This is a genomic window from Serratia marcescens (assembly GCF_006715005.1).
In the GTDB taxonomy this organism is placed as follows: Bacteria; Pseudomonadota; Gammaproteobacteria; order Enterobacterales; family Enterobacteriaceae; genus Serratia; species Serratia montpellierensis.
Window position 1 is genome coordinate 1,604,480 of record NZ_VFMJ01000001.1, and the last position, 25,522, is coordinate 1,630,001.

Here is a 25,522-nt window from a genome sequence, read left to right on the forward strand (position 1 = left end):
TTCCTCCCCCATTTCTGCCCCTTTCGCCCCCGCTCAACGGTCACGTTGTTGTTAAATTAGTCACATCATTCTGTGGGGCTTGTCTCACTTTCATCCAGGTGTTATTAGTGATTAACCGCACATAGGCAGGTGTTTGTTCTTTGAATGGTTAGATTGTTAACTGAATGTTTCTTTTTGCGGCGGTGAGATTGCGCTGTCGGTTTCAAACGAAATGAATTTGGTTTTTTTATCTTTAAAATCATAATGATGAGATTGATTTTTCCTGCCTTCGATCTTGGGGGCCGGATTGGGCTTCGTGCGATAAAAGAGAATTGCTTAACATTTTCGTAAAATTTATTGGCTATGGAATTTGGCTTCTGCTAATTTCCGAGCAACTTTCCCGTGGTCAATTAACTGAAATGCGCCACAAAAACGGGAATGATTTTTGCTGGTATCCGTTTATTTAGAATTCTTATAAACACTTCACAAACTTCGATAAGCGATGCTTGTCGGTGAAAAGGAGCCTCGATTATGCAGCAAACCCTGAAGCGTACTTCTCTGACCTTGTTGATTAGCGGCGCGTTGGGCGCCGGCGCCGTAAATAGCAGTTTGGCGGCAGAGGTTCCGGCCGGCGTCCAATTGGCGCAGCAGCAGAATATTGTGATCAACAACGGTAGCGAAGTGGCTTCATTGGATCCGCATAAGGTCGAGGGCGTACCGGAAAGCAATATCATTCTTAACCTGCTTGAAGGGCTGGTGAGCACCGACGCCAACGGGCATGTGGTGCCGGCGGCGGCGACAAGCTGGGAAAACCAGAATTATCAGCAGTGGACCTTCCACCTGCGCCCCGGCGCGGTGTGGAGCGACGGCAGCCCGGTGACCGCGCAAGACTTCGTCTACAGCTGGCAGCGTCTGGCCGATCCGAAAATCGCTTCGCCCTATGCCAGCTACCTGCAATACACCAAAGTCGAGAATATCGACGACATCCTGACCGGTAAGAAGCCTCCGCAGACCCTCGGCGTTAAGGCGCTGGACGACCAGACGCTGCAGGTGACTCTGAGCGAACCGGTGCCGTATTTCATCAGCATGCTGAGCCACACATCGCTCAAACCGGTGAAACGGGCGGTGGTGGAGAAATTCGGCGATAAATGGACGCTGCCGGCCAACTATGTCGGCAACGGCGCTTACCGCCTGAAAGAGTGGGTGGTGAACGAGCGCATCGTGCTAGAGCGCAGCCCGAGCTACTGGAACAACAAGCAGACGGTGATCAACCAGGCGACCTTCCTGCCGATTACCTCAGAAGTGAGCGACGTCAACCGCTTCCGCAGCGGCGAGATCGACATCACCAACAGCGCCATTCCGCCGTACCTGTACGTCAAGATGAAGCGCGAAATGCCCGAACAGCTGCACGTTAACCCTTATCTGTGCACCTTCTATTACGAGCTCAATAACAAGCGGGCGCCGTTCACCGATCCGCGCGTGCGTACGGCGGTGAAGATGACGCTGGATCGCGACATTATCGCCAACAAGATCATGGGCCAGGGGCAGATCCCGGCCTACAGCTTTACGCCAACCTTCACGGAAGGCGCCAGCTTCACTCAGCCTGCGTGGGCCGGCTGGAGTCAGGAGCAACGCAACGCCGAAGCCAGGAAACTGCTGGCGGAAGCGGGTTACAGCGACGCCAAGCCGCTGAAGTTCTCGTTGCTGTACAACACCTCTGATCAAAACAAACAGCAGGCGATCGCCGCCGCGTCGATGTGGAAGAAGAACCTGGGCGCCGAGGTCACGCTGCGCAATCAGGAGTGGAAGACTTCGCTGGAGAGCCGCCATCAGGGGCAATACGACGTGGCGCGCGCCACCTGGTGCGGGGATTACAACGAACCCAGCGCGTTCCTGAATCTGGTGCTGTCCAACAGCAGCATCAATACCGTGTTCTACAAGAGCCCGGCGTTCGACGCTATCATGGCCGCCACGCTGAAGGCGCCGGATGAGGCCGCGCGCGCCGCGCTCTATCAGCAGGCGGAAGCGCAGCTGGACAAAGACTCCGCGTTGGTTCCGGTTTATTACCGCGTCAGCGCGCGGTTGATCAAGCCGACGGCGGGTGGGTTCACCGGCAAAGATCCGCTGGACTATACCGACGTTAAAAATCTCTACATTATCAAGCAGTAAAGGGGTATTCCTCACGCCGAGGCGCTGGGGAATATAGGGAAGGCCGGCCGCCGCATTCGTTCCGCGGCGGCGGGAAAACAAAGTCCGCTTACGGGCAACGCAGGTTCCACGAAGAACCTGTGATAATAAAAAACTGGAGTCGATAAGTATGACCAACATCACGAAGAAAACGCTCATTGCCGCCGGCGTCATCGCCGCGCTGGGTATCACAGCAACCACCAGCGCCTTCGCCGCTGACGTCCCGGCGGGCGTGCAGCTGGCCGACAAGCAGGAAATCGTCAAAAACAACGGTTCCGAAGTGCAGTCGCTGGATCCGCACAAAATCGAGGGCGTGCCGGAAAACAACGTCACGCGCGACCTGATGGAAGGTTTGGCGAACAACAGCCCGGACGGTTCCATCGTGCCGGGCGTCGCGGAAAGCTGGGATAACAAGGATTTCAAAGTCTGGACCTTCCACCTGCGTAAAGACGCAAAATGGTCCAACGGCAAGCCGGTGACGGCGCAAGATTTCGTCTACAGCTGGCAGCGCGTGGTGGATCCGAAAACCGCGTCGCCTTACGCCAGCTACCTGCAGTATGCCCATGTGGAAAACGTCGATGACATCATCGCCGGTAAAAAAGACAAGTCGACGCTGGGCGTGAAGGCCATCGACGACCACACCTTCCAGGTGACCCTGAGCGAGCCGGTGCCTTATCTGGTTGAAATGACCCCACACTACGCCATGAAGCCGGTTTACAAAGACGCGGTGGAGAAGTTTGGCGAGAAGTGGACGTTGCCGGCCAACTACGTCAGCAACGGCGCTTACAAACTGAAAGACTGGATTGTCAACGAACGCATCGTACTGGAACGCAACCCGGAATATTGGGATAACGCCAAAACCATCATCAATAAAGTGACGTTCCTGCCTATTTCGTCGGAAGTGACCGACGTTAACCGCTACCGCACCGGTGAAATCGACATGACCTACAACAACATGCCGATCGAACTGTTCCAAAAACTGAAGAAAGAGATCCCGAAAGAGGTGCATGTCGATCCTTACCTGTGCACCTATTACTACGAAATCAACAACCAGAAGGCGCCGTTCACCGATGCGCGCGTGCGTGAAGCGCTGAAGCTGGGCATGGATCGCGACATCATCGTCAACAAGGTGAAAAACCAGGGCGACCTGCCGGCCTACAGCTTTACGCCGCCATACACCGACGGTGCCAAGCTGACCGCACCGGAGTGGTTCGGCTGGACGCAGGAAAAACGCAACGAAGTGGCGAAGAAACTGCTGGCTGACGCCGGATACGGCCCGGGCAAACCGCTGACCTTCTCCCTGTTGTACAACACTTCCGATCTGCACAAGAAGCTGGCGATCGCCGCCGCCTCCATCTGGAAGAAAAACCTGGGCGTGGACGTGAAGCTGGTGAACCAGGAGTGGAAAACCTTCCTGGATACCCGTCATCAGGGTACCTATGACGTGGCGCGTGCCGGCTGGTGCGCCGACTACAACGAGCCGAGCTCGTTCCTGAACATGATGCTGTCCGACAGCAGCAGTAACACCCCGCACTATAAGAGCGCCGAGTTCGACAAGCTGATGGCCAACGTGTTGACCGCGAAGACCAAAGACGAGCGCGCCGAACTGTATCAGAAAGCGGAAGTTCAGCTGGATAAAGATTCCGCCATCGTTCCGCTGTATTACTATGTGAACGCCCGTTTGGTGAAACCTTACGTCGGTGGCTACACCGGCAAAGACCCGCTTGATAACGTGTACGACAAAAACCTGTACATCATCAAGCATTGATACGGTAAGAGCCGGCGGCGCAGGCCGCCGGCCCATGTTGAGAATAATAAGCCGTCATCAGGCTGTCGCACAGGGTTAGGGCAATGCTTAAATTTATACTTCGTCGCTTATTGGAAGCGATCCCGACACTATTTATCCTTATCACCATCTCATTCTTCATGATGCGCCTGGCGCCCGGCAGTCCATTTACCGGGGAACGCGCATTACCGCCGGAAGTGATGGCAAACATCGAAGCCAAATACCATTTGAACGACCCGATCTGGAAACAGTACGGTCATTATCTGGCGCAGCTTGCGCAGGGAGACTTCGGCCCGTCCTTTAAATATAAGGACTATTCAGTCAACGATCTGGTCGCCAGCTCTTTCCCGGTTTCCGCCAAACTCGGCCTGGCCGCGTTTCTGCTGGCGGTGGTGCTGGGCGTGAGCGCCGGCGTGATCGCCGCGTTGAATCAGAACACCAAATGGGACTACACGGTGATGGGGTTCGCCATGACCGGGGTGGTGATACCCAGTTTCGTGGTGGCGCCGCTGTTGGTGCTGATCTTCGCCATCACGCTGAAATGGCTGCCGGGCGGCGGCTGGAACGGCGGCGCGCCTAGATTCATCATTCTGCCGATGGTGGCGCTGTCGCTGGCCTATATCGCCAGCATCGCCCGTATCACGCGCGGCTCGATGATTGAAGTGCTGCACTCCAACTTCATCCGCACCGCGCGCGCCAAAGGCTTGCCGATGCGTCGCATCATTTTCCGCCACGCGCTGAAACCGGCGCTGCTGCCGGTGCTGTCCTACATGGGGCCGGCATTTGTCGGCATCATCACCGGTTCGATGGTGATCGAAACCATCTACGGTCTGCCGGGGATCGGCCAGCTGTTCGTTAACGGTGCGCTGAACCGTGACTACTCCCTGGTGTTGAGCCTGACCATCCTGGTCGGCGCTTTGACCATTCTGTTCAACGCGATCGTCGATGTGCTGTATGCGGTCATCGATCCGAAAATCCGTTATTAATCTGGAGCACGCGAATGATGTTGACTAAAAAGAACAGCGAAGCTCTGGAACACTTCAGCGAGAAGCTGGAAGTGGAAGGGCGCAGCCTGTGGCAAGACGCGCGCCGGCGCTTTATGCACAACCGCGCGGCGGTCAGCAGCCTGTTCATTCTGGTGCTGATCACGCTGTTTGTGGTGCTGGCACCGATGCTGTCGCAATTTGCCTACGATGATACCGACTGGGCGATGATGTCCGCCGTGCCGAGCCTGGAATCGGGGCACTACTTCGGCACCGACTCTTCCGGGCGCGATCTGCTGGTGCGCGTGGCGATCGGCGGGCGCATCTCGTTGATGGTCGGCGTGGCGGCGGCGCTGGTGGCGGTGGTGGTCGGCACCCTGTACGGCGCGATGTCCGGTTATCTGGGCGGCAAGGTTGACTCGGTGATGATGCGCCTGCTGGAGATCCTCAACTCCTTCCCGTTCATGTTCTTCGTCATCCTGCTGGTGACCTTCTTCGGCCAGAACATCCTGTTGATCTTCGTGGCGATCGGCATGGTGTCGTGGTTGGATATGGCGCGTATCGTGCGCGGCCAAACCCTCGGTCTCAAACGTAAGGAGTTCATCGAAGCGGCGCTGGTGTGCGGCGTTTCCACGCGCAACATCGTGCTGCGGCATATCGTGCCGAACGTGCTCGGTGTGGTGGTGGTGTATGCGTCGCTGCTGGTGCCGAGCATGATCCTGTTCGAATCCTTCCTCAGCTTCCTGGGGCTGGGCACGCAGGAGCCGCTCAGCAGCTGGGGCGCATTGCTCAGCGACGGCGCCAACTCAATGGAAGTTTCACCGTGGTTGCTGCTGTTCCCGGCGGGTTTCCTGGTTGTCACTCTGTTTTGTTTCAACTTTATCGGCGATGGCCTGCGTGACGCCCTCGACCCGAAAGATCGTTAAGGAGTGCAATCATGAGCACCATTGAACATCCTCAACTGCAAACCGGCGCCGGCGTCAAAACGTCGCCGCTGCTGGACGTGAAAGACCTGCGCGTCACGTTTTCCACGCCGGACGGCGACGTGACGGCGGTGAACGATCTGAACTTCGACCTGCGGGCCGGCGAAACGCTGGGCATCGTCGGTGAATCCGGCTCCGGTAAATCGCAGACCGCGTTCGCTCTGATGGGCCTGCTGGCCAGCAATGGCCGCATCGGCGGCTCGGCCAAATTCAACGGCCGCGAAATCCTCAACCTGCCGGAAAATCAGCTCAACAAGCTGCGGGCCGAGGAGATCTCGATGATCTTCCAGGACCCGATGACCTCGCTCAACCCTTATATGCGCGTTGGTGAACAGCTGATGGAAGTGCTGATGCTGCATAAGAAACTGAGCAAAAGCGAAGCCTTCGAAGAGTCGGTACGCATGCTCGACGCGGTGAAAATGCCGGAAGCGCGCAAGCGCATGCGCATGTATCCGCACGAGTTTTCCGGCGGCATGCGCCAGCGCGTGATGATCGCCATGGCGCTGCTGTGCCGGCCAAAGCTGCTGATCGCCGACGAGCCGACCACTGCGCTGGACGTGACCGTTCAGGCGCAGATCATGACGCTGCTCAACGAGCTGAAGCGCGAGTTCAACACCGCCATCATCATGATCACTCACGACCTGGGCGTGGTGGCCGGCATCTGCAACAAGGTGCTGGTGATGTACGCCGGCCGTACCATGGAATACGGCAGCGCGCGCGAGGTGTTCTACCAGCCGAGCCACCCGTACTCCATCGGCCTGTTGAACGCGGTGCCGCGTCTCGACGCCGAAGGTGAAGCGTTGCTGACCATTCCCGGCAACCCGCCGAACCTGCTGCGGTTGCCGAAAGGCTGTCCGTTCCAGCCGCGCTGCCCGTATGCCATGGAACAGTGCGCGAGCGCTCCGCCGTTGGAGCAATTTGGGGAAGGGCGCCTGCGCGCCTGCTTTAAACCGGTGGAGGCGTTGGTATGACAGCGGTAACCGACAAGAAAGTGCTGCTCGAAGTCGCCGATCTGAAAGTGCACTTCGACATTCATGACGACAAACAGTGGTTCTGGCAGCCGCCGAAAACCCTGAAAGCGGTCGATGGCGTCACGCTGCGGCTGTTCGAGGGGGAAACCCTGGGCGTGGTCGGCGAATCCGGCTGCGGCAAATCCACCTTCGCGCGCGCCATCATCGGCCTGGTGAAGGCCACCAGCGGGCGCGTCGCCTGGCTGGGCAAAGATCTGCTGGGCATGAGCGACGCCGACTGGCGTAAAACCCGCAGCGATATCCAGATGATCTTCCAGGATCCGCTGGCTTCGCTCAACCCGCGCATGACCATCGGCGAGATCATCGCCGAACCGCTGCGCACCTACTACCCGAAAATGCCGCGTCAGGAAGTGAAGGACAAGGTCAAGGCGATGATGCTGAAGGTCGGCCTGCTGCCTAACCTGATCAACCGCTACCCGCACGAGTTCTCCGGCGGCCAGTGCCAGCGTATCGGCATCGCACGCGCGCTGATCCTCGAACCGAAGCTGGTGATCTGCGACGAGCCGGTCTCTGCGCTGGACGTGTCGATTCAGGCGCAGGTAGTGAACCTGTTGCAGCAACTGCAGCGCGAGATGGGACTGTCATTGATCTTTATCGCCCACGATTTGGCGGTGGTGAAGCACATTTCCGATCGCGTGTTGGTGATGTATCTGGGCCATGCGGTGGAGCTGGGCACCTATGACGAGGTGTACCACAACCCGCAGCATCCTTACACCAAAGCGCTGATGTCGGCGGTGCCGATCCCGGATCCGGACAAGGAGAAGGAGAAGCAGATCCAGCTGTTGGAAGGGGAGCTGCCTTCGCCGATCAACCCGCCGACCGGCTGCGTGTTCCGCACCCGCTGCCCGATCGCCGGGCCGGAGTGCGCCAAGACGCGTCCGCTGCTGGAGGGCAGCTTCCGCCACGCGGTATCCTGCCTGAAGGTCGATCCGCTGTAATGCGCCGCTAGCCGGCAACAAAAAGCCCCGCTGAATAAGCGGGGCTTTTTTTATCCGATGCGCTGGCGGCGAATCATTCTTTCCACAGAATGTGGCACAGCTTGTGGTCTTTCTCGCGGCAGATCAGCACGCGGGCGAACACGTCGTTGATCGGCTCGCCGTCGCTGTCTGCCAGACCGATCACCACTTCGGCGAAGAAGTCCGGGTTCAGGTCGTAATCCACGTGCTCGCTCCAGTCTTCGGAGGGATCGTACAGTTCGGCGCCGCCGCGCTCTTCAAACTGCAGGTTGAACAGCAGAATATCCGCCGGATCCAGATTGTCGCCGGCCAATTCGAGAAAGATGTCGTAGGCCTGTTCCAGCGTTTCGTCTTCGGTAAGGCGGTTATTCAAATCCATAAAAAAATCCTGATAACAAATGATTTGGCGTTATTAAAGCACGCTCGTCGCGGCTTTTACAGCAGCGGGCTGAAAAAGTAGAACAGGCGCTCGACCAGGCGATGCCAGAATGGCCGCTTCAGCCACTCTTTGGCGTTCAGCAACTGGGAACGGGCGATGTAATCTTCCTGCACGCAGGCCAGATCGCTGCCGAAGCCGTCATCGTCGATCACCAGCGTGATCTCGAAGTTCAGCCACAGGCTGCGCATGTCCAGATTAACGGTGCCGACCAGGCTGAGCTGGCCGTCCACCAGCACGCTCTTGGTATGCAGCAGGCCACCTTCGAACTGATAGATTTTCACGCCGGCCTCCAGCAGCTCGGAGAAGAATGCGCGGCTGGCCCAGCGCACCATCATCGAATCGTTGTCGCGCGGCACGATGATACTGACCTCAACGCCGCGTAGGGCGGCGGTGCAAATGGCGTGCAGCAGATCGTCGCTCGGCACGAAGTACGGCGTGGTCATGATCAACTGCTCGCGCGCAGAATAGACCGCTGTCAGCAGCGCCTGGTGGATCATCTCCTCGGGGAAGCCGGGGCCGGAGGCGATCACCTGAATGGTATGGCCGCTTTCCTGCTCGAACGGCATGATATTGACGTCCGGCGGCGGCGGCAGAATGCGCTTGCCGGTTTCAATCTCCCAGTCGCAGGCATAGACGATGCCCATGGTCGTGGCCACCGGGCCTTCCATGCGCGCCATCAGGTCGATCCATTGGCCGACGCCCGCATCCTGCTTGAAGTAGCGCGGATCGACCATGTTCATGCTGCCGGTATAGGCGATATAGTTGTCGATCAGCACCACTTTGCGGTGCTGGCGCAGATCCATGCGGCGTAGAAATACGCGCAGCAGGTTGACCTTCAGCGCTTCGACCACTTCGATGCCGGCATTGCGCATCATCGCCGGGTAGGGGCTGCGGAAAAATTGCAGGCTGCCGGCGGAGTCCAGCATCAGGCGGCAATGTACGCCGCGCCGGGCGGCGGCCATCAGTGATTCGGCCACCTGATCGACCAGGCCGCCGGGCTGCCAGATATAGAACACCATTTCGATGTTGTGGCGTGCCAGCTCGATATCGCGGATCAGCGCTTTCAGCGTGTCGTCGGTGGTTGTGAGCAGCTGCAGCTGGTTGCCTTTGACGCCGTCGATGCCCTGGCGGCGGTTGCACAGCTGGAACAGCGGTTCGGCGACTTCACTGTACTCGGTAGCGAAGATGCGGCGGCTCTCTTTCAGCTCTTTCAGCCAGCGTGCGGTTGACGGCCACATGGCCTTGGCACGCTCGGCCCGGCGCTTGCCCAGGTGCAGTTCGCCGAACGATAAATAGGCCACGATGCCGAATAGCGGCAGAATGTAGATAACCAGCAGCCAGGCCATGGCAGAGGGAACCGCGCGGCGTTTCATCAAAATGCGCATCGTCACGCCGGCGATCAGCAGCCAGTAGCCGAACACCATGAGCCAACTGATTACGGTATAAAATGTTGTCATAAAGGCGAAAAATCCCGTTCGCAAACCACCAATGATGAGTGTACGCACAGATCGGTCAAGGCGAAACCTTTTATCGGCGCTTATGTTACATAAATATGATGAAGTTAAGGCACTTGCTGAAAATGAAAGGGCGGCTTTTGCCCGCGTGGCGCCCGCTGTACCGCCGATAACTGCGGCTTGGATCACGGACGGAAAGGACTATAATGCCCGCGGTTGGCATTAGACGAACGAGTGACGGAATTATGAGACGCAGTAGAAATGAAGTGGGCCGCTGGCGCATGTTGCGGCAGAGCCAACGCCGCCGGCATCGCTGGCTGGAACGCCAGTCGTGCAGCAATCGCCATATTATCCGGGTGCGGCGTCGCCTGGACGATCAGCATCGGCGCGCGCTGCTGTTTGCGGTATCCTGCGAGTGGTAAAACGAAAACAGTCCCGTGAGGGACTGTTTTGTTATGGCGCCAGGGTTATTTGCCCAGATAGGCGTTGAGCATCCAGACCTGTTTTTCCTGTTCTTTGATGTAATCGCTCATCAGCGACGCGGTGCCTTCGTCACCGGCGTCTGCCGCCACCGCCAGCAGCTCACGCTGCTGTTGCAGCAAGACTGAATACCCTTCCAACAGGCCGCGCAGCGTGCCTTTATCATCGGTCACGTTGGTGTGTTCCTTGATGTCGGCGGTTTTCAGATAGTCGCTGAAAGCGTGACGCGGCTGAGAACCCAGCGTCAAAATACGTTCCGCCAGCTCATCCACCTTGGTCAGCAGATCGTTATATGTCTCTTCGAATTTCGCGTGCAGTTCAAAGAACTGCGGGCCGGTAATATTCCAGTGATAGCCGCGCACGTTCATATACAGCACCTGATAGTTCGCCAACAGCGCATTCAGCGCTTCGGCGAGTTTTGCCGATTGTTTACTGTCGAGGCCGATATGGGTTTTCGCTGCTTTCTTTGCCGTTGCCATAATAATCTTCTCCTGATTATTTGTTCCGATAGTAGACAGAATCAATTTCCATAGCTGTTACAGTAACCGGATTTATCGCAGGGTTAAACACGATAACAGGCATTATTGCCATCGCTCAAACCGATGACGATAAATCCGTCGAGCAAATTGCCGAATCAGTTTACGCAGGATCCGCAGGCGAAAAAAGCCGCTTTTATCGGTTACTTGCGCAGCGCCAGTTTCACCGCGCCGGCGCCCAGCGCCATTAACAGCGCGGCGGCGATCAGCACCGTAATAAACGCGCGCTCAAAGGCCAAACGCGCCAGCTGCGTCAGCTGCTGCGCGCGGTCGGCCGCCATCCCGGCCGCCAGCCGCAGGGCTTCGTCGATGCTGTCGTAGGCCAAATCGCTGACCGGCAGCTCCGCTGGCAGTGCCAGGCTGTGGCTATAGACCGCCGTCATCAGCCCGCCGAGCAGCGTCACGCCCAGCACGCCACCCAGTTCGTAGGAGACGTCTTCGATAGAGGCCGCCATGCCGGATTTCTCCTCTGGCGCGTTCAGCATGATGGCGGTGGACGCGGCGGTGATCACGCCGCCGAGGCCAAAGCCCACCAACGCCAGGCTCACCAGCTGCAGCCCCATACTGCTTTGATACCACAGGGCGAGGCCGGCGATGCCAAAGGTGGTCAGGGCGAAACCGCCGAGGATGATGCTGCGTTCGCCGTAGCGCGGCAGCAGCAAACCGGCCATCGGCCCCGCCAGCGCTGAGGCCAGCGGGATCGGCAAAATAAACAGCGCCGCCTGCAGCGGGCTGAGGCCGAGCACCAGCTGCAAGCGTTGGCTGAGCACCAGCTCGACGCCGATCAGCGCCACCATCGACAGCAGGGCCACGCCGATGCCGCCCGCGAACAGCCGATTGCGGAACAGGGAGAAATCGATCATCGGGTGAGCACTGCGCTGCTGACGACGCACGAACAGCACGAGGAACAATACGCCGATCGTGGCCGCCACGAGCAGGGCGATCGCATCAGGCGTCGGCTTGCTCAGCTCCTTCAGCGCATAGATAGCGCCGACCAGGCCAATCATGATCTGCACCGAACCGACGATGTCCGAAGGGCGCGGGTTATCGCCGCCGCAGCGAGGGATCAGTTTCGACGCCAGCGGCCAGACCAGCAACACGACCGGCACATTGATCAGGAACACCGAACCCCACCAGAAATACTCCAGCAGCAGGCCGCCGACCACCGGGCCGATGGCCGCACCGCCGGAGGCCACCGAGGCCCAGATGCCGATCGCCAGCGCGCGTTCACGTTCGTCGGTAAAGACGTGGCGCACGATGGACAGCGTGGCGGGCATCATCATTGCCGCGCCAACGGCGAGGAACACCCGCGCGGCGATCAGCCATTCGGCGGTGGGCGAGAAAGCGGCGCACAGCGACGCGACGGCAAACACCGGCAGTCCGGCGAGAAACAACCGTTTATGGCCGATGCGATCGCTCAGCATGCCGGCGCCGGGCAACAGGCCGGCCACCACCAACGGGTAAGCGTTGACGATCCAGAGTTTTTGCGAGGCACTGGCGTTCAGCGCCTGGGTTAAGCGCGGCAGGGCGGTATATAACACCGTCATATCGATAACGATCAGGAAAAGGGCGCTGGCGACCATCGTCAGGATCAACCAGCGGTTCTTGGCGTACATAATTCATATCCAGTTAACGTGGGCGGCGCGGAGGCGCCGCCATTCGGGTAACCCACCGGCGATGCCGGGTGGTATACTGATGATAATATATATCCATACGTTCGTATTGAAAAGAAGGGTTTCTAAATGGGACGTCAACGCAGCATCGATCGCGACAAGGTTTTGGACATCGCCGAAGAGATCGTCGCCACCCAGGGCGCCGCCGGCTTGACCATCGACGCCGTCGCCAAAGCGATGGGGATCTCCAAGGGCGGGGTGCAGTATTGTTTCGGCAGCAAAGACGCCCTGATCGATGCCATGTTCGATCGCTGGGGCAGTGCCTATGAGACGCTGTTCACGGCGATCGCCGGCGACGATCCTTCGCCGCAGACTGCCGTGCGGGCGCATATGTTGGCCACCCAGAGTTCGGATCAGACCGCCAGCGCCAAGGCCGCCGGGCTGATGGCGACGCTGATTCAAACGCCGGAGCATCTGGCGAGCACGCGCGAATGGTATCGCAGCCGCATCGCCGGTTTGGATTTGACCACCGAAGAAGGCAAGCGCGCGCGCCTGGCGTTTCTCGCCACCGAAGGCGCCTTTATGCTGCGTTACTTTGGTTTAATGGATATCGACCAGGCGGAATGGGAAACGATGTTCGCCGATATGCAGGCATTGATATTGACGGGCGGCGACAAGTAAGCGCAGGGACAAGCGGCAGGGAGCAGCCTGCCGCGGGCTAAGCCTGATTATTTATAGGCTATCGCATTGATGGTTTCGAAGGTGGTTTTCCCCTCGCGACCGATAATGACGTAATACTTACCGCCTTTTTCATCTACCGCTTTCGACAGACGCGCATGGTCGATCCCCACGGTGTCGTCGCCGTCTTGTGAAATGGTCACCGGACCGATCTCGGTATGTTTCGCCGCCTCTTCCCGAGTGATTTCAATTGCCGCCAGGGAAGAGAATGAGGTGAACGCCAGCAGTGCCAAGAGATATTTAGTTGCCTTCATAATTATTCCTTTTGGAAGATAAAAACGACCCGTAACTGCATCTTGACTACGGCTCAAGTGTAGGTCAGCGGCGGCGGTTTACCATGCAGCGGCAAAAAATAGTCTCAGACGGTGGCGCCTATCACACTGATAGTTAGTCAAGGGGGCGGCGAAAGGCGTATGTTTATCGAACAAGATATTCCCTCGAAGAACCTTTAAGCCAGCCACTCCGTGCTGGCTTTTTTTTGCAGACAAGTGCCATAGCAGGGCCCCCTGGAGCCAGGGGGCCGGGGGGATTATTTGCGGGCATCCAACAGCGCTTGGGCGTTCTCTGCGGTAACGACGGTCCACGGAATGTAGTAATGCTTCTGCGTGCCACCCTCCCATTTCAGATCCTTGGCGTACTGCTTCCAAATATCCGACTGAGGTTGATAGCTTTCACCTTTCACAGCACGCAGCGCGACGTCGATGGAGCCCTGCATCTGGCCTTTGGCATCTTGCAGAATAGAGACCATTTCACCGGCCTGCACCGCATGAATCGCGTCGGAAACGCCGTCAACGCCGGCAATCGCGAAGTCCTTCACATTCAGGCCGGCGCCTTTGATCGCTTCGATAGCGCCCAGCGCCATCTCGTCGTTTTGGCCGATCACGCCGTTGATTTTACCCCGGTGTTTCTGCAGCCAGTTTTCCATCAACGGCTGCGCTTCCGCGCGTGACCAGTTGGCCGTTTTGCGTTCAAGTACGGTGACCTGGCCGACACCGCACTCGGCAATCGCTTTATCGTTGCCCTTGCCGCGCTGGATCTCGCCGCTGCCGCCTTTCGGGCCTTCGATAATCACCACGTTCACCTTTTGGTTCTTGCAGTCGAGTTTGTTCAGGACGGCTTTGGCTTCCAGATACCCGCCCAACTCGTCATTAGACACCACTTCAGACGTCATCGCGTCCGTGTTCAGGCGCGCGTTGGTGACCACCACCGGGATTTTGGCTTCGTTGGCATTAGTGACGATATCGATATTGGCTTCAAAATCCATCGGGTTGACGATAATGGCATCGGCGCGCGTCTGGATAGCGGTGGCGGCCTGATCGTTTTGCACCGATGCATCATAACGCCCATCGTAGAAGGTCAGCACGGCTTCGCCGCTTTTCACCGCCGGGTGTTCCTTCCCGAACCTTTCCATCAATTGCACAAACTCGGCTTTGTTGCCGTACATCAATACCGCAATTTTAACCGGGGCGGCCTGAGCAGCCGACAGGCTACCGAACATCATGGCAGAGGCAAACAACGCTATCTTGGTCTTATTCATGGTTTTCTCCTGGTAGAGTTGGGTCTGATGTTATTAATCGCGCTGTTGCTTACGCGAGGGGTCGAGCAAGACGGCAAGAACGATCAATGCGCCTTTGATAATTTGTTGGTAATACGATTGCACGCCGAGCAGATCGAGGCCGTTATTCATCACCCCGATAATCAGTACGCCGAAGAAGGTGCCGACCAGCGTACCGACACCGCCGGCCATGCTGGTGCCGCCGATCACCACCGCCGCGATGGCGTCCAGCTCATACCCTGCGCCGGCGTTGGTCTGCGCCGAGCCGGTGCGCGCCGTGAGGATCAGGCCGGCGATGCCGGCCAGCGCGCCGCACAGCGTATAAACCAGAATTTTGATGCGGATGACGTTGATCCCCGAGGTGCGCGCGCTTTTCGGGTTGCCGCCGACGGCGTAGATGTAGCGCCCGAAGAGGGTTTTATTCAGCACAAGCCAGGCGAGGGCGAACAGCACGATGAAGATGATAACGGGCACCGGAACGCCGCCGACATAGCCATTGCCTAACCAGCGGAAATCGCTGTTCAATTGCGATACCGGATTGCCGTTGGTGGTCAACATGGTTAAACCGCGCGCCGCGGAGAGCATGCCCATGGTGACGATAAACGGCTGCAGCCGATAACGGGCTAACACGGTGCCGTTCACCAGGCCGCAAACGATGCCGATGCCCAGCGCCACAATCAGCGGCGCCATGACGGCGGTCGCGGTGTCGCCGATAGCCAATCCGCTGTTGTTGGTGGCGAAGCGAGCGGCAACGATCCCGCTTAACGCCAGCACCGAGCCCACGGAGAGATCGACGCCGGCCGTAATGATGACAAAGGTCATGCCGATCGCCAGAATGCCGTTGATCGAGACCTGGCGCAGGACGATCAGGGTGTTTTCATTGCTGAGAAAATAATTGCTGCTCCAGGCGCCCTGAGCGACCTGGTATTCGCCAATCAGCGCCACGATCAGGCACAGTGCGAAAAAGGCGATGATAATGCCGTACTTGTGCATACGGCGCTTATTGCGGGTGAAAAATGAAATTCCTGGTGATAAGGAGTGGGCGCTGCTCATTTTTTTTCTCTCTCTGTTAAACCGCAAGTTTCATCAGTGCTGCCTGGGTCGCCTCGGCTGCCGAAAGCTCGCCGGCCAACTGCCCGTCGCGAAACACCAATATGCGATCGCTCATGCCGATAATTTCCGAAAGCTCGGAGGAAACCATGATGATCCCTTTGTTTTGCAAGGCGAACTCCGACATAAATCGATAGATCTCTTTCTTGGCGCCGACGTCGATACCGCGCGTCGGTTCGTCGAGCAGCAAAACCTCCGGGTCCAGCAGCGCCCAGCGGCCCAGCACGACTTTTTGCTGGTTGCCGCCGCTCAGGTTGCCCACCGGCTGTTCGCCATCGTGGGTTTTTACGTTGAAGCGCTGGATCATGTCGCGGGTTCGCGCCTGCTCCCGTTTCTCGCTGACAAACCCCATCCGGCTGATGGCGGCAAAAGAGGCGATATTGATGTTTTCACTGACGGAGCGGCACAGCACCAGGCCGGTTTCCTTGCGATCTTCCGTCACGTAGGCAATGCCGCTGTCGATGGCCTTGCGCGGAGAATGGCGGTTCAGCGTCTTGTCACCCACGCGGATCGTGCCGCTGTCGGCATGCTGAACGCCGAAGATAAGATCGAGAAACTCGCTGCGGCCCGATCCCACCAGCCCATAGATGCCCAGGATCTCACCGTGCTTCAGCCGCAGGCTGATATCTTTGATCTTGCTGCGCCAACACAGGTTGTTGACCTCCAGCAAGACCTTTTCGCCGGGCTGATTGAATTTGGCGAACTCGCTGTCGTACTCGCCGCCAATAATGTGTTCGATCAGCTGCTCACGGGTAATGTCAGCGATATAGCCTTCATGGATATAGGCGCCGTCGCGGAAAATGGTGTAGCTGTCCGCGATTTGGAATATCTCTGACAAGCGGTGGGAGACGTAGATAATGCCTTTACCTTTCGCCGCCAGCTGCTGAAGCGTCTGAAAGATTTTTTGCGCATCCTCTTCGCCAATCGCCGAGGTGGGTTCATCCATGATGATGATGTCGGCATTGGCATGGGACAGCGCCTTGGCGATCTCGACCAGTTGCTGCTCGGCGACGCTGAGGTTGCGCATTTTTTCTCGGGCGTCGATCTTGAAATCAAGTTCTTTAAGCAGGCGGGTCGTGCGCTGGTTGAGCGTTGCGAAGTCGACGAACCCCAGGCGTCTCGGCTCGCGGCCCAGCCAAATGTTTTCGGCCACCGTCAGATCCGGGATAGCGCTCAGTTCCTGCTGCACGATGGCGATGCCGGCGTTGAGGGCCTCCCGGGGATGATGAAATTCACAGCGTTGGCCATTGATAAAAATGTCGCCGCCATCGGGTTGAATAAAACCCATCAGAATGCTGAGAAAGGTGGATTTACCCGCGCCGTTGCCGCCGCACAGGGCATGGATGGAGCCGCGCCGCAGGCAAAACTCCGCATTCTTGAGCGCCACGACCGGGCCAAAGGCTTTCCTGACGCCGCTGACCTCCAGCAGGTAGGCGGGCGCTTGAGTCTGGGGATCTCGCGTCACAGTTGTACCTCCGGGTAGGTCTGCTGCAAGCGTTGCAGGTACCGTTGATAAAGCGTCTCGTATTGCGCCTGTCTGCCGGCATGTGGCCGTGTGCGCGTGGCTTCATCCAGCGCAACGAAACGTTGGCACAGTTCGGCCAGCAACGCGTTGGCGTTCCGCTGCGGATCGTCGGCCAACTCCGTCGCCCACATCGCCTGAATGGCGCCGCCCAGCGCGGCGGTCTCTTTGGCTTTCAGACAGACCACCGGGCACCCCATCACGTCCGCGACGATTTGTCGCCAGGCGGCGCTGCGGGCGCCACCGCCGGTGAGGCGGATCTCGCGCGCTTCGATGCCCTGACGGCGAAACAGCTCGATGCCATAGCGCAACCCATAGGTGGCGCTTTCGACCACCGCCAGGCAGAGATTGGCGCGGGTAAAATTGTCGCTATCGAGGTTATGCAGGCTGGCGCGTGCGTGGGGCAGCGGCGGAACGCGTTCGCCATTGAAGAACGGCAGCATCTCGACACCGCCTGCGCCGGGCGCGGCCTGCGCCAACAAAGCGTTAAAGCCGGCAAGGTCTTCGTCCAGCAGCGTTTGTACCGCAGTGGTGGCCGAGGTGACATTCATGGTGCAAATCAATGGCAGCCACCCGTTGGTGCTGGAGCAGAAGCCGGCAATCATGTCCGACTCCGCCGCGACGGGGGTGGCAGACCAGGCGAATAGCGTGCCGGAGGTGCCCAGACTCAGGGTAAGGGTGCCGGCCTCGATGTTGCCGGAACCGATGGCCGCCATCATGTTGTCGCCGCCGCCGGTCGATACCCGCACCGTTGGGCCGAGGCCGAGCTTCTCCGCCGCGGCGGGGCGCACCGTGCCGATGCAGCACTCCGCGCTTTTGAGCGGCGGCAGGGCATGCCACAGGCGGCCGCTGTCGTCGATGAGATCGACGGCGGTTTTGCTCCAGCGACGGGTGCGCACATCGAACAACCCGGTGCCGGAAGCGTCGCCATATTCCGCTACGCGCTCCCCGGTCAGCCAAAAGTTCAAGTAGTCATGGGGCAACAATACGGTGTGCAGTTTTGCCCACAACGCCGGATGGTGCGTCTTGAACCAAAGGATTTTTGACGCGGTATAGCCGGTGGCAATCCGCAGGCCGAGCGTTTCCAGCGAGCCGTTGGCCCCGCCGAGCCGTTGCAGGAGCCGTTCGTTTTCCTCTGCGGTTTCGGTATCGCACCACAGCTTGACGCTGTGCAGCACGTTGCCGTCTGCGTCCAGCGGTACAAATCCATGTTGTTGGCCCGAGACCCCCAGAGCGTTAATTTCCCCGGCATCAATACCGGCGTTAGTCACGGCTTGGCGAAAAGCGATGACCAGCGCCTCAATCCACCAGTCGGCCTCTTGTTCGCGCCGGCCATTGGCTTGGCTGATGAGACGGTGAGGGGCGTTGCCCTCACCGAGAATCACGCCCTGTGTGCTGTCGACAATCACGACTTTCGTGCCTTGCGTACCACAGTCTATGCCAGCATAGAGCGCCATAGGATTACTCCATTTCCAGCATGATTTTGATGTCCGAGGCATGTCCCGCCGCCGCGCGCTCGAAGGCGGCCACGCTGTCGGAGAACTTGTAGGTTTGGCTTATCAACGGCTGGACGCGCAATTTGCCGCTGCTCAACAGCCGCAGCGTGCGCGGGTACATGTTGGCGTAGCGGAAAATGGTTTTGAAGGTAATTTCCTTCGCCTGTGCGGCGACGATATCCAGCGGCGCGGCATCGATCGGCATGCCGACCAGCACCGCGGTCGCCCCTGGCGCCGCATGTTCAGCCAGCGTTGCGATAGCCGGTTTGGCGCCGCTGCATTCGAACACGACATCGGCGCCATTGCCGCTGGTGAGCGCGGCCACTTTCCCCGGCAGGTCGCCGGTTTTGATATTGACGGCGTGCAGCCCTTCATAACTGGCCGCTACGGCGAGTTTTTCGTCAAACAGGTCGCAAATAATGACGTCTGAGCAGCCGCCCGCCAGCGCCGCGAGGGCGGTGACCACGCCGATCGGCCCAGCGCCGATCACCAGGGCGATATCGCCAGGTTTGATCCCGGCTTTGGTGGCCGCTTGCATGCCGATGGCTAAGGGTTCAACCATGGCGCCTTCAGCGAAACTGACGTTGTCCGGCAATTTGAATGTGAAGGCGGCAGGGTGGATGACGGTTTCGCGCAGGCAGCCGTGCACCGGCGGCGTCGCCCAGAAGCGAACGGCCGGGTCCAGATTGTAAATACCGGCGCGCGTCTGGGCCGAGTTGAGATCGGGAATGCCGGGCTCCATGCAAACGCGATCGCCGACGCTGAGGTGGGTGACGTTTTTGCCTGTCGCGAGCACCACGCCGGAGGCTTCATGGCCGAGTACCATCGGGGCGTTAACCACGAACGGGCCAATGCGACCATGTTGGTAATAGTGCACATCACTGCCGCAGATGCCCACGGAATGAATTTTTATCTGCACATCATCGGGCCCCAGCGTTTCGGCAAGCTGGACGTCCTCGATAGCGATTTCCCCCGCTTTGGCCAACACTAATGCTTTCATATTGCCTCCTGGTGAATCATTTTTATGGTAACGGTATCATTTCAATGCGGCGATAGTGGGCCAAAGCGGGTGGTTAAACTGTGATCGATGTTGGAATTACTCGACGGGAGTTAATTTTGCTGGTGGGTTGTTATTCAATATAGGGATGGAGATCACAAAATAGGCGATGCAATGACGGTTTTAATATCAGCATGATGATATCGATACTGTTACTTTGCAGGGGAAATGATGAACAAACAACAACGTGCCATAGCCGCTACGCTGGAATATTTGCGCCAGGCGGGCATTGTTCTGACTGAAGAAGAACAACAACGTATTGAAATTGCGATGTTTGGCTTGGCTGACTATCCCGTCTCAGGGCTGCAGCTGCTGACCTATATCAACTCACCTCGGTATTGTGCAAAAGAGTTGGTGCTGTTTCCGGGGCAAACCTGCCCAGAGCATTTGCATCCTCCTTTCGCCGGCACGCCCGGCAAGCAAGAGACGTTCCGCTGCCGTTGGGGTGAGGTGTTTCTGTTTGTCGATGATGAAAACCTGACGCTTAATGATGCCGGCGGCGAACCGGTATGCCGGGTGCCAGAGGGCGCAGAGCCTTGGTATACCTGCAATCGCTATATTCTCTTGCGGCCAGGCGAACAGTACACCATCGCACCCAATACCCGGCACTGGTTTCAGGCTGGAAAGCGGGGCGTAGTGGTGTCCGAGTTTTCTTCCGAGAGCCGTGACGAGCTGGATATCTTTACCGATCCCCGGATTAACCGCCTGGCAGGCGTAAACCATTAGCGCCACAATGAAAGTTCTGTCATGATGTTGCTAATGGTACAAAATGATACTTTAAGCTAAGGAGCTGCATTTGGCAGTGGGTCGAGGACGGAAAGCGACGCTGGCTAGCGTGGCCGCACAGGCAAACGTCAGTAAAATCACCGCTTCGCGGGCATTTTCTCAGCCGGACAAGGTTCATCCGGAAACGCTGCGCCGCATTCGGGAGACGGCTGCCGAACTCGGTTATGTGGTCAATGCCGCGGCGCGCAACCTGCGGGCGAAAAGCAGCAGAACCATCGGCATCGTCAACCCGGATATGGCCAACCCGTTCTTTGGCGGCCTGACACGCCTGATGACGCTTGAAGCGCAAAAAATGGGATACGACACCCTGGTGTTCGACTCCTATGAGTCTCAGGAAAGCGAAGACAGAATCATCGACAAACTGATTGGCTACAACGTCGATGCGATTATTCTCTCGGTCATTTCCAACGATCATCTGTACCAGCCTTCCTACCTAAAACGGTTGGAAACATTGAATATTCCGGTGGTGCTGATCGACCGGGAACTGGACAATCGCCACTGCAGCGGAGTGTATATCGATAACCTGGACTGCGGCCTCCAGGCGGGGCGCTGGCTTTTGGAACAGAAAGCGCAGCGGGTGGTAGTGGTGTCCGGACCGGAAAACTCCAACGTGGCACGGGACAGGGTCACAGGGCTGCAGGCGGCGTTGCAAGGGAAAGTGGCGTCGTTTGAAGTGTTGTATGCCGATTTCTTTATGGACGTCGCCTGGCAAGAGACGAGCCGTTGGCTGGCCAATCACCGCGCGCCGGACTTTTTCGTTGGCTGCAATAACCAGATCTCCCTGGGTATTATCAAGGCCTGCATCGAGCATCGGCTGCCGTTGATGCAGGACGTGTCGCTGTTCAGCATCGATGAGGTTTCGCATGCCGAGATCTACGGTTTTCATTTCCCCTGCGTGTCGCATGATTTGCAAGAGATCGCCTGGCAAGCCTTGAATCTGGCGATCCGTCGTATTGCCGACCCCGAGATCAAACCGGGCAAAGTGGTGGTACGGGGAAAACTCGTTATATAACGGCAGGTGCAACCTTTATGGGGAGGCTTTGGCTCACTCGCTCCGGGCGTTAGTTTGCGCCCAGTCCAAACAGCGTTGCCGCATTGCGATCCAAAATGGCGTTCACCTCTTCTTCGGGTAATCCCGCGCGCCGGATGTAGTCCACCGTGGTTTGAAAAAGCTCGCCTGGCTGGAATGGGAAATCCGTGCCGAACAGCAACCGCTCGGTGCCGAACGTCGCTGCTGCCGCTTGCAGCGCGGGCACCTGATCGTGGCCTACCGTGTCGTACCACATGCGCAGGGCGGCGGGGCTTGGCGGTTCCGGCGTGTTCGGCGCCTCCCACGCGACGGTTTGGTCAAGGCGTTCCAGCGTCATCGGCAGCAGGCCGCCCAGGTGCGGCACAATGATTTTCATCTCAGGAAAGCGTTGGGGGATGCCGTTGAGGATAAAGTGCATGGCGGCGACTGTGTCTTCGATCGGCGCGCCGATCGACCAGGTCAAGGCGTAATCGGCGATGAGCGGCGAGTGCGCGCCGCGGCCGGCGGGATGAATGGCCAGCACGCTGCGGCGGCGATTGAGTTCCTGATAGAGCGGCTCGAACAGCGGGTTGGCGATAGACAGCCCGAGCACCGAGGTGGTGATGCAGGCGCCCAGCATATTGAGCTGGGTAAAGGCCCTTTCAAGCTCGCGTAACGCAGCGTCGATATGCGGCAGCGGCAAGGAAGCGATAGCCCGAAAACGGGTGGGATAACGCGCTACCAGCTCCGCATATTCATCATTGATCCGGCGCGCGGCCTCTACGGCGGCCTGTTCGTCTTCCAGATGCGGCGACAGCGGCGTCGCAGACAGGATTTGCATGTCGATGCCAGCGTTGTCCAGCAGGGCGAAACGCGCGTCGAGTTCGAGTTCGGTGCGGCCGGCGCCCAGGTGCCGATAGGCGGCAACGTCGTGTACGCCATGCGCTTGCAAAAGATCCAGATATTCCGTGCTCCACAGGTGAGCGTGTACGTCGAGTCGCATCGGTCGATCTCCAGAGTTCGCGGCGATGCCGCGGGTTCAGGAGAGTATAGGCAGGCGGCGTGACGTCCCCTGGCGAGAGAGCATTTTTTCTACCGACGGGTTAGGGTGAGAGCACGCATTGATCCGGGAGCGGCGCGCCGCTCCCGATCAGGCAACGTGCAGCAAGTCAGAACACCTGTTTGAACGGTTTCACCGTCACCTCGGCGTAGACGCCGGCGGCGATATAAGGATCCTGCTGCGCCCAGGCCTGAGCTTGCGCCAGCGACTCGAATTCGGCGATCACCGTCGAACCGGTAAAGCCGGCGGCGCCGGGATCGTTGCTGTCGATGGCCGGGTTAGGGCCGGCGACCACCAGGCGACCGGCGTCACGCAGCGCCTGCAGGCGCGCCAGGTGTGCCGGGCGCACCGCCAGACGGTTTTCCAACGAGTTGGGGACGTCTTGCGCGTAGATCAGATAAAGCATGTTTCACCTTTAAAATCATGGCTATAAAATGGTGTTACCAAGGTAGCGCAAAAGGCGCGGCAGGGGAACGGTGCGCGGCGAATTTCCCGACGGATTGGCGCTTATGCCTTGAAGCCGCTACTTTTTATTCGTATAGTGCGGCGCGCTTAAACTGATATGCCATTGAGGTGAGGATATGACGGAACTGGTAAGGGAAAAACTCGATTTGCCTGCGGGCAAAAGCAAACTGCTGCTGCATTCGTGCTGCGCGCCCTGTTCCGGCGAGGTGATGGAAGCGATCCAGGCCTCCGGGATCGAGTACGCCATTTTCTTCTATAACCCCAACATTCACCCGCAAAAAGAGTATCTGCTGCGCAAGGAAGAGAACATCCGTTTCGCCGAGCAGCACGGGGTGCCGATCATTGATGCCGATTACGACACCGACAACTGGTTCGCCCGCGCCAAGGGGATGGAGAATGAGCCGGAGCGCGGTATTCGTTGCACCATGTGTTTTGACATGCGTTTCGAGCGCACGGCGCTGTATGCGCATGAGCACGGTTACGACACCATCTCCAGCTCGCTGGGCATTTCGCGCTGGAAGAATATGCAGCAGATCACCGACTGCGGCATTCGGGCGGCGGAAAAATATCCCGATTTGGTGTACTGGGATTACAACTGGCGCAAGAAGGGCGGTTCGTCGCGCATGATAGAGATCAGCAAGCGCGAACGCTTCTATCAGCAGGAATACTGCGGCTGCGTCTATTCGCTGCGCGACACCAACCTGCACCGCAAGGCGCAAGGGCGGCCGCTGATTAAACTGGGCGTGCTTTACTATGGCGATGAAGAATAACGCTTAATCACCGCAATCAACCCGCTCCGGCGGGTTTTTTATTTTTTGACGCCCGGCCAAACGTTAATGAAGCGTGTTGTTCCGGCGATAAAAAAGCAACGGCCAGGTTAATATCCTTATGAGTTTGCTGGTTTTAGCCGCGCATACTGGCGATTAAAGCGATAGTTTGCCTTTCGTTATTGAATATGATTGCTATTTGCATTTAAACTTGGCGAACCAGAGGAAACAGAATCACTATGCCACTAAAAAAGATGTTCCTTAATCGCCGTATATCCGTGCCTTTCGTCTTGTCCGTAGGCCTGCACAGCGCCCTGGTGGCGGGATTGCTTTACGCTTCGGTAAAAGAAGTGGTGGAGCTGCCGAAGCCAGAGGACGCGCCGATCAGCGTCATGATGGTCAATACCGCCGCGATGGCCGAACCGCCACCGCCGGCGCCGGCCGAGCCGGAGCCGCCGCAGGTCGAACCTGAGCCGGAGCCAGAACCGGAACCTATTGTGGAGCCGCCGCCGAAGGCGATCGTGAAGCCGGAGCCGGTCAAGCCGAAACCGAAACCGAAACCTAAGCCGAAGCCAAAGGTCGAAAAACAGGTTAAACCGGAGCCGAAAAAAGTCGAGCCGCGCGAACCGTCGCCGTTCGACAACGACTCGCCGGCCAAGCCGATCGACAAAGCGCCGGTGAAACAGGCGCCTGCCGCGCCGGTGCAGGGCAATTCGCGCGAGGTCGGGCCAAGGCCGATCAGCCGCGCAAATCCGCTCTATCCGCCGCGGGCTCAGGCTTTGCAGATCGAAGGCAACGTGCGGGTACAGTTCGATATCGACAGCGACGGGCGCGTCAGCAACGTGCGTATCTTGTCGGCCGAACCGCGCAACATGTTTGAGCGTGAAGTGAAGCAGGCGATGCGTAAATGGCGTTATGAAGCCAAAGAAGCGAAAGATCGCACCGTCACTATCCGCTTCAAGCTGAACGGCACGACCGAATTGAACTGAGGTAGACCAGGCGACAGATATCAAGCGTGCTGATCGTTTTTCGCTTCATCTGACTACCGCCCTTGACTTCCTCGCCCGATGCCTGGGCGAGGAAGCTATCCAGACCTGATAATTCACGTTGATTGTTTTACGTGAACGTCCTCTTTTTCCTACCGCAATGCCAAATTTATCCTCATAAATATTCGCAATCTGCCGGCAAACTTCACCGTTCTCATAGCAATACTTTTACATGCCTGTTGAAAAACATTCATTTTCATCAGGTTATGAGTTTTTTTGACATGGATACGCAGGTTTTAAATTTATTCCTGTCGTGACTATGCGTCAAATTGGTGTAAAAAATAATCAATGGTAAACATGTGATATGTGATTCGGGTTTACAAGTGAGGGGTGATTTGCTTGAATGCGGAGCGAGATTTGTCACTACGCCCGCTAAGCCGACGACCACTGCATTGTTCGTCGGTGAGCGAGGGAAGGTGCGGTCTCAAACAGCCACTCAGGTCAGTGAAGTCTCCGTAAACCTGTGTGACAGAACGGGGGCTGT

At 58.0% G+C, this 25,522-nt stretch carries 24 protein-coding genes; 12 read left to right on the plus strand and 12 right to left on the minus strand.

Annotation, left to right across the window (positions count from 1 at the left end; genetic code table 11):
- Positions 1–510: 510 nt before the first annotated feature.
- The 6 genes from FHU12_RS07675 (at position 511) to oppF (ending at position 7,887) form a co-directional block, all read left to right on the plus strand.
- Positions 511–2,148 (plus strand): ABC transporter substrate-binding protein, encoded by a 1,638-nt coding sequence (locus tag FHU12_RS07675; protein WP_141968448.1) that lies wholly within the window; start codon positions 511–513, stop codon positions 2,146–2,148.
- Positions 2,149–2,296: 148 nt separating this feature from the next.
- Positions 2,297–3,934, plus strand: a complete 1,638-nt coding sequence (oppA, locus tag FHU12_RS07680) for an oligopeptide ABC transporter substrate-binding protein OppA (RefSeq protein ID WP_049199093.1) — start codon at positions 2,297–2,299, stop codon at positions 3,932–3,934.
- A gap of 83 nt (positions 3,935–4,017) precedes the next feature.
- Positions 4,018–4,938, plus strand: a complete 921-nt coding sequence (oppB, locus tag FHU12_RS07685; RefSeq protein ID WP_089184696.1) for an oligopeptide ABC transporter permease OppB — start codon at positions 4,018–4,020, stop codon at positions 4,936–4,938.
- A gap of 14 nt (positions 4,939–4,952) precedes the next feature.
- Positions 4,953–5,861, plus strand: a complete 909-nt coding sequence (gene oppC, locus FHU12_RS07690; protein ID WP_141968451.1) for an oligopeptide ABC transporter permease OppC — start codon at positions 4,953–4,955, stop codon at positions 5,859–5,861.
- Positions 5,862–5,872: 11 nt separating this feature from the next.
- The gene (locus tag FHU12_RS07695) at positions 5,873–6,889 is read left to right on the plus strand and encodes an ABC transporter ATP-binding protein (protein WP_043142468.1); all 1,017 of its coding nucleotides are present in this window, start codon (positions 5,873–5,875) and stop codon (positions 6,887–6,889) included.
- Positions 6,886–7,887, plus strand: coding sequence for a murein tripeptide/oligopeptide ABC transporter ATP binding protein OppF (oppF, locus tag FHU12_RS07700; RefSeq protein ID WP_025303071.1), 1,002 nt, complete (start codon positions 6,886–6,888; stop codon positions 7,885–7,887). Before FHU12_RS07695 ends, oppF begins: the two co-directional genes overlap by 4 nt.
- A gap of 73 nt (positions 7,888–7,960) precedes the next feature.
- On the opposite strand, the gene FHU12_RS07705 is transcribed toward oppF, so the two are convergent.
- Both FHU12_RS07705 and cls read right to left on the minus strand, forming a co-directional pair.
- Positions 7,961–8,284: an HI1450 family dsDNA-mimic protein gene (locus tag FHU12_RS07705; RefSeq protein WP_004932139.1), complete on the minus strand. Its 324-nt coding sequence runs from the start codon at positions 8,282–8,284 to the stop codon at positions 7,961–7,963.
- A 56-nt stretch (positions 8,285–8,340) separates the two neighbouring features.
- A complete protein-coding gene (cls, locus tag FHU12_RS07710; RefSeq protein ID WP_038877257.1) occupies positions 8,341–9,801 on the minus strand; it encodes a cardiolipin synthase in 1,461 nt (486 codons plus the stop codon).
- 242 nt (positions 9,802–10,043) lie between these two features.
- Here cls and FHU12_RS07715 point away from each other — a divergent pair, with 242 nt between their 5' ends.
- Positions 10,044–10,220: a YciY family protein gene (locus FHU12_RS07715; protein ID WP_025159792.1), complete on the plus strand. Its 177-nt coding sequence runs from the start codon at positions 10,044–10,046 to the stop codon at positions 10,218–10,220.
- A 45-nt stretch (positions 10,221–10,265) separates the two neighbouring features.
- Here FHU12_RS07715 and FHU12_RS07720 read toward each other — a convergent pair whose 3' ends face one another.
- Positions 10,266–10,757 carry a Dps family protein gene (locus FHU12_RS07720; protein ID WP_063990105.1) on the minus strand — a complete coding sequence of 164 codons (492 nt, stop codon included), beginning with the start codon at positions 10,755–10,757 and terminating at the stop codon, positions 10,266–10,268.
- A 200-nt stretch (positions 10,758–10,957) separates the two neighbouring features.
- Positions 10,958–12,430: a multidrug efflux MFS transporter SmfY gene (gene smfY / locus FHU12_RS07725; protein WP_141968453.1), complete on the minus strand. Its 1,473-nt coding sequence runs from the start codon at positions 12,428–12,430 to the stop codon at positions 10,958–10,960.
- Between the two features lie 126 nt (positions 12,431–12,556).
- On the opposite strand from smfY, the gene FHU12_RS07730 reads away from it, so the two are divergent.
- Positions 12,557–13,108, plus strand: a complete 552-nt coding sequence (locus FHU12_RS07730; RefSeq protein ID WP_141968455.1) for a TetR/AcrR family transcriptional regulator — start codon at positions 12,557–12,559, stop codon at positions 13,106–13,108.
- 47 nt (positions 13,109–13,155) lie between these two features.
- Here FHU12_RS07730 and FHU12_RS07735 read toward each other — a convergent pair whose 3' ends face one another.
- From FHU12_RS07735 to FHU12_RS07760, 6 genes are all read right to left on the minus strand, one after another.
- Positions 13,156–13,419, minus strand: a complete 264-nt coding sequence (locus FHU12_RS07735) for a hypothetical protein (RefSeq protein ID WP_019452732.1) — start codon at positions 13,417–13,419, stop codon at positions 13,156–13,158.
- A gap of 275 nt (positions 13,420–13,694) precedes the next feature.
- The gene (locus FHU12_RS07740; RefSeq protein ID WP_141968457.1) at positions 13,695–14,702 is read right to left on the minus strand and encodes a substrate-binding domain-containing protein; all 1,008 of its coding nucleotides are present in this window, start codon (positions 14,700–14,702) and stop codon (positions 13,695–13,697) included.
- Between the two features lie 33 nt (positions 14,703–14,735).
- Positions 14,736–15,713 carry an ABC transporter permease gene (locus FHU12_RS07745; RefSeq protein WP_373275456.1) on the minus strand — a complete coding sequence of 326 codons (978 nt, stop codon included), beginning with the start codon at positions 15,711–15,713 and terminating at the stop codon, positions 14,736–14,738.
- A gap of 76 nt (positions 15,714–15,789) precedes the next feature.
- Positions 15,790–17,295: a sugar ABC transporter ATP-binding protein gene (locus FHU12_RS07750; RefSeq protein ID WP_141968461.1), complete on the minus strand. Its 1,506-nt coding sequence runs from the start codon at positions 17,293–17,295 to the stop codon at positions 15,790–15,792.
- Positions 17,292–18,809, minus strand: coding sequence for a xylulokinase (gene xylB / locus FHU12_RS07755; RefSeq protein WP_141968463.1), 1,518 nt, complete (start codon positions 18,807–18,809; stop codon positions 17,292–17,294). Before xylB ends, FHU12_RS07750 begins: the two co-directional genes overlap by 4 nt.
- Before the next feature lie 4 nt (positions 18,810–18,813).
- Positions 18,814–19,848: an NAD(P)-dependent alcohol dehydrogenase gene (locus tag FHU12_RS07760; protein ID WP_141968465.1), complete on the minus strand. Its 1,035-nt coding sequence runs from the start codon at positions 19,846–19,848 to the stop codon at positions 18,814–18,816.
- A 228-nt stretch (positions 19,849–20,076) separates the two neighbouring features.
- Here FHU12_RS07760 and FHU12_RS07765 point away from each other — a divergent pair, with 228 nt between their 5' ends.
- Positions 20,077–20,631 (plus strand): D-lyxose/D-mannose family sugar isomerase, encoded by a 555-nt coding sequence (locus FHU12_RS07765; protein ID WP_141968467.1) that lies wholly within the window; start codon positions 20,077–20,079, stop codon positions 20,629–20,631.
- Positions 20,632–20,701: 70 nt separating this feature from the next.
- A complete protein-coding gene (locus tag FHU12_RS07770; protein WP_141968469.1) occupies positions 20,702–21,703 on the plus strand; it encodes a LacI family DNA-binding transcriptional regulator in 1,002 nt (333 codons plus the stop codon).
- Between the two features lie 49 nt (positions 21,704–21,752).
- Here FHU12_RS07770 and FHU12_RS07775 read toward each other — a convergent pair whose 3' ends face one another.
- Together FHU12_RS07775 and FHU12_RS07780 are read right to left on the minus strand one after the other, a co-directional pair.
- Complete coding sequence (locus FHU12_RS07775; RefSeq protein ID WP_141968471.1) at positions 21,753–22,703, minus strand: amidohydrolase family protein; 951 nt, start codon at positions 22,701–22,703, stop codon at positions 21,753–21,755.
- 166 nt (positions 22,704–22,869) lie between these two features.
- Entirely contained in the window at positions 22,870–23,166 is a 297-nt protein-coding gene (locus FHU12_RS07780) for a YciI family protein (protein ID WP_141968473.1), read from the minus strand.
- A gap of 175 nt (positions 23,167–23,341) precedes the next feature.
- On the opposite strand from FHU12_RS07780, the gene FHU12_RS07785 reads away from it, so the two are divergent.
- Both FHU12_RS07785 and tonB read left to right on the plus strand, forming a co-directional pair.
- Positions 23,342–23,995, plus strand: coding sequence for an epoxyqueuosine reductase QueH (locus FHU12_RS07785; protein ID WP_025303057.1), 654 nt, complete (start codon positions 23,342–23,344; stop codon positions 23,993–23,995).
- 236 nt (positions 23,996–24,231) lie between these two features.
- Complete coding sequence (gene tonB / locus FHU12_RS07790; protein ID WP_141968475.1) at positions 24,232–24,981, plus strand: TonB system transport protein TonB; 750 nt, start codon at positions 24,232–24,234, stop codon at positions 24,979–24,981.
- Positions 24,982–25,522 lie beyond the last annotated feature (541 nt).

Bases quoted from the DNA above. Each gene is read 5' to 3' on its own strand.
- FHU12_RS07675 (WP_141968448.1), top strand. From the start codon at position 511: ATGCAGCAAACCCTGAAGCGTACTTCTCTGACCTTGTTGATTAGCGGC.
- oppA (WP_049199093.1), top strand. From the start codon at position 2,297: ATGACCAACATCACGAAGAAAACGCTCATTGCCGCCGGCGTCATCGCC.
- oppB (WP_089184696.1), top strand. From the start codon at position 4,018: ATGCTTAAATTTATACTTCGTCGCTTATTGGAAGCGATCCCGACACTA.
- oppC (WP_141968451.1), top strand. From the start codon at position 4,953: ATGATGTTGACTAAAAAGAACAGCGAAGCTCTGGAACACTTCAGCGAG.
- FHU12_RS07695 (WP_043142468.1), top strand. From the start codon at position 5,873: ATGAGCACCATTGAACATCCTCAACTGCAAACCGGCGCCGGCGTCAAA.
- oppF (WP_025303071.1), top strand. From the start codon at position 6,886: ATGACAGCGGTAACCGACAAGAAAGTGCTGCTCGAAGTCGCCGATCTG.
- FHU12_RS07705 (WP_004932139.1), bottom strand. From the start codon at position 8,284: ATGGATTTGAATAACCGCCTTACCGAAGACGAAACGCTGGAACAGGCC.
- cls (WP_038877257.1), bottom strand. From the start codon at position 9,801: ATGACAACATTTTATACCGTAATCAGTTGGCTCATGGTGTTCGGCTAC.
- FHU12_RS07715 (WP_025159792.1), top strand. From the start codon at position 10,044: ATGAGACGCAGTAGAAATGAAGTGGGCCGCTGGCGCATGTTGCGGCAG.
- FHU12_RS07720 (WP_063990105.1), bottom strand. From the start codon at position 10,757: ATGGCAACGGCAAAGAAAGCAGCGAAAACCCATATCGGCCTCGACAGT.
- smfY (WP_141968453.1), bottom strand. From the start codon at position 12,430: ATGTACGCCAAGAACCGCTGGTTGATCCTGACGATGGTCGCCAGCGCC.
- FHU12_RS07730 (WP_141968455.1), top strand. From the start codon at position 12,557: ATGGGACGTCAACGCAGCATCGATCGCGACAAGGTTTTGGACATCGCC.
- FHU12_RS07735 (WP_019452732.1), bottom strand. From the start codon at position 13,419: ATGAAGGCAACTAAATATCTCTTGGCACTGCTGGCGTTCACCTCATTC.
- FHU12_RS07740 (WP_141968457.1), bottom strand. From the start codon at position 14,702: ATGAATAAGACCAAGATAGCGTTGTTTGCCTCTGCCATGATGTTCGGT.
- FHU12_RS07745 (WP_373275456.1), bottom strand. From the start codon at position 15,713: ATGCACAAGTACGGCATTATCATCGCCTTTTTCGCACTGTGCCTGATC.
- xylB (WP_141968463.1), bottom strand. From the start codon at position 18,809: ATGGCGCTCTATGCTGGCATAGACTGTGGTACGCAAGGCACGAAAGTC.
- FHU12_RS07760 (WP_141968465.1), bottom strand. From the start codon at position 19,848: ATGAAAGCATTAGTGTTGGCCAAAGCGGGGGAAATCGCTATCGAGGAC.
- FHU12_RS07765 (WP_141968467.1), top strand. From the start codon at position 20,077: ATGAACAAACAACAACGTGCCATAGCCGCTACGCTGGAATATTTGCGC.
- FHU12_RS07775 (WP_141968471.1), bottom strand. From the start codon at position 22,703: ATGCGACTCGACGTACACGCTCACCTGTGGAGCACGGAATATCTGGAT.
- FHU12_RS07780 (WP_141968473.1), bottom strand. From the start codon at position 23,166: ATGCTTTATCTGATCTACGCGCAAGACGTCCCCAACTCGTTGGAAAAC.
- FHU12_RS07785 (WP_025303057.1), top strand. From the start codon at position 23,342: ATGACGGAACTGGTAAGGGAAAAACTCGATTTGCCTGCGGGCAAAAGC.
- tonB (WP_141968475.1), top strand. From the start codon at position 24,232: ATGCCACTAAAAAAGATGTTCCTTAATCGCCGTATATCCGTGCCTTTC.